1 protein-coding gene and 1 pseudogene are annotated in these 2,678 nt (G+C 59.3%); one reads left to right on the top strand and one right to left on the bottom strand.

What is annotated here, in order from left to right:
• Positions 1–403 precede the first annotated feature (403 nt).
• A complete protein-coding gene (locus tag ACREC7_RS16285) occupies positions 404–1,102 on the top strand; it encodes a methyltransferase domain-containing protein (RefSeq protein ID WP_431556735.1) in 699 nt (232 codons plus the stop codon).
• 470 nt (positions 1,103–1,572) lie between these two features.
• Here ACREC7_RS16285 and ACREC7_RS16280 read toward each other — a convergent pair.
• Positions 1,573–2,554: pseudogene (locus ACREC7_RS16280) on the bottom strand (IS630 family transposase).
• Positions 2,555–2,678: the final 124 nt, after the last annotated feature.

Here is a 2,678-nt window from a genome sequence, read left to right as displayed (position 1 = left end):
CGTCGAAGATCCGTATCTCGCTGGCGGCGATAGGAACCGGGCGTCCTTGGCCGATTTTCTCCTGACGTTGCAGAAGCTAGATGTCGACATCAATTTTGACGCTTGCGTGGCACCCGCCACGACCCGGCAACAAATCGGGATACGTTAACATCCGGCATCGATAATCTCATGAACCAAGACCGCCAATGCAGCGTGTTTCTCACGAAGAAGGATACTGCCTAGTCCCCGCAACGTGCGACATGGCTGCGTGGACGTTGGCGCGATTCGAAAAAGACGGTCTCGGCGCATCCAATCATCTCATGACCGGAACACCCCCGCAGTCCGGCCTATTCTCCCGCGGGGAAGTAAGGCAGCGAACTTGGTAAACGTTCATATCCATCAGTTCCAGCTCGGCGGGGCAGTAGTGGACGCCGCGGCGCTTGCGCAGTTCCAGGAGCAGTGGGCCACGTACCGCAAGCTGGTCGAAAGCGATTGCCTGGCCCACCGCGAGGTGAGCGGTATCCTCCGAGAAACCCTGAACGATGTTTTCACGTCGCCCTTCTGCTTCCTCGACATTGCCTGCGGCGACGCCACTACGATGAAGGCTGCACTGCGCGGCACCCAAGTCCGCCACTATCACGGCATCGACCTGTCGCAAACAGCCCTTGATCTCGCCGCTGCCAATCTCGCCGAGGTGCCATTTGAGGTAGAACTCGACCACCGCGATTTCGTAGAAGCCATGATGCGCAGGCCGGAGCATGCCGACGCGGTCTGGTGCAGCCTGTCGATCCATCACCTGTCGACCGACGACAAGCTGCGCCTGATGAAGGCGATCCGCGGCGCCACCGGTGCCCGCGGGATCTTCCTACTCTACGAACCGACGCGCCGGGTCGACGAGGATCGGGCCGCATATCTCGACCGTTTCATGCGGACGAACAAGCCCTTGTGGAGGGTATTAACGCCGGCGGAATGGGACCAAGTCTGGCACCACGTCAACACCTGTGACTTTCCCGAGACCGCAGCCGTCTGGTGCGAGCTCGGCCGCGAGGCCGGCTTCGGCGAGGCGCGGCAAGTCTTCGTCGATCCGGCGGACTTCTTCCGGCTCTTCCGCTTTGAGCAGTGAGACAAGGAAGCTGGTCTCGTCGTGACCAGGCGGCGCGAGTGCGAGAAGTTACACTTCTTGAATCTCATCCCGATCCGGCTCATCCATGACCGGTGGGTAAGCAATACACCGAGCCCTAGGCTGCGACGCTGAGCGACGTCAAGCACAGATTGGAAGACAAGACTATGGAGAAAATATTCGAATCTACATTAAAACGACGCTCGAGCGCGTCTGGAGCGAGCGCGGGCCGGCGACAAGGCGCGTCAGCGATCCGTTGCGGAAACTCTGCCGCAGGCTAGCCAGCGGCCATGCGCCAGAGTCCTTGAGCGCCGGTGGCCAGTTGAGTTCGATGTAACCGGCGCCGACAGACTCATTCAGCAGCGCTTCAGACTTACGGGCCGCGATGACGCGCCCGCAGAGTGTCTCGCCGCTCGATGAGTGCCCAGCGCCAAGGTCAATCACCTTGAGCCCGTCCGATTCCTAGAGCATTTTCAGGATTGGCGGCGATAGCCTGAATTTGCGATGTAATTTTCGCATTCTTCGGAGGTGAAGGTGTCGAGAGCGTTAGCGATGGCTTCGATGAGGGCCTCAAGGGTTCGTGCGGCGGCCTTGCGGAGTGCTGCTTTGAGCTTTGCGAAAGCTTGTTCGATTGGATTGAAGTCGGGGCTATAGGCTGGCAGGTAGCGAAGCGTGGCGCCGGCGCGCTCAATCGCTTGCCTAACGCCAGCGACTTTGTGACTGGCGAGATTGTCCATGACCACGACATCGCCGTTGCCCAAGGTTGGGACGAGAAATTGCTCGACATAGGTCAAGAAGCTCGCGCCATTCATCGGCCCATCAAATACGCAAGGCGCAGTGATCTCATCGTGACGCAAGGCGGCAACGAATGTTGTCGTCATCCAATGGCCGTAGGGCACAGGCGCGAAAAGGCGTTGACCACGAGGCGCCCGGCCATAGAGCCGCACCATATTTGTCCTGAGCTTGTCGAAGGATGGCTCCGGTTTCATCAATGAAGACAAGCTGTTCCTGGTTCAAATCGGGTTGGCTCGCACGCCACTCCTCGCGCGCTCCTGAGCTTGCCGAAGGGGGCGATATCGGCACGGTCTTGTTCGGCAGCGCGCAATGACTTTTTTTTAGCGTGAACCCGAGATGCCGCAGCCTTTTCCAAAGACACCCGATGCTGGCCTTCATGGCGTGCTCGGCCATGAGCCAGGCTTGCAGCTCGGCAAGCGTCGCATCGGGCTCGCTCATGACACGGGCGCGAAGGACTTCGTCATGTGCGGCGAGCTTCGGTTTAGGACTGCCTGCCCAGGGACGGGCGCTCGTCTCTCCACTCATCTCCCGCCGCCGCAAGGCTTTGTAGATATAGGACACGCTGACCTGAAACATTGAGGCCACAGAATAAGCGCCTGTCCCGGCATCCACCGTCGCCATGACACGCTCACGCAGGTCCAAAGAATAAGGCTTCCCCATCACGAACTCCCGTCGAATCAACGACGAAAGGGAATCATAAATGTCGCCCCGCTGGAATCCCCATGCGATTCCGCCAACAATGAAAATGCTTTAGCCTGAAAGGGTCATGCACACTGCCAAGCAG

This window comes from Methyloceanibacter sp. (assembly GCF_050728395.1).
Lineage (GTDB): Bacteria > Pseudomonadota > Alphaproteobacteria > Rhizobiales > Methyloligellaceae > Methyloceanibacter.
The sequence above is the reverse complement of the archived record's forward strand: the minus strand, read 5'-3'. Positions and strand labels throughout refer to the sequence as shown.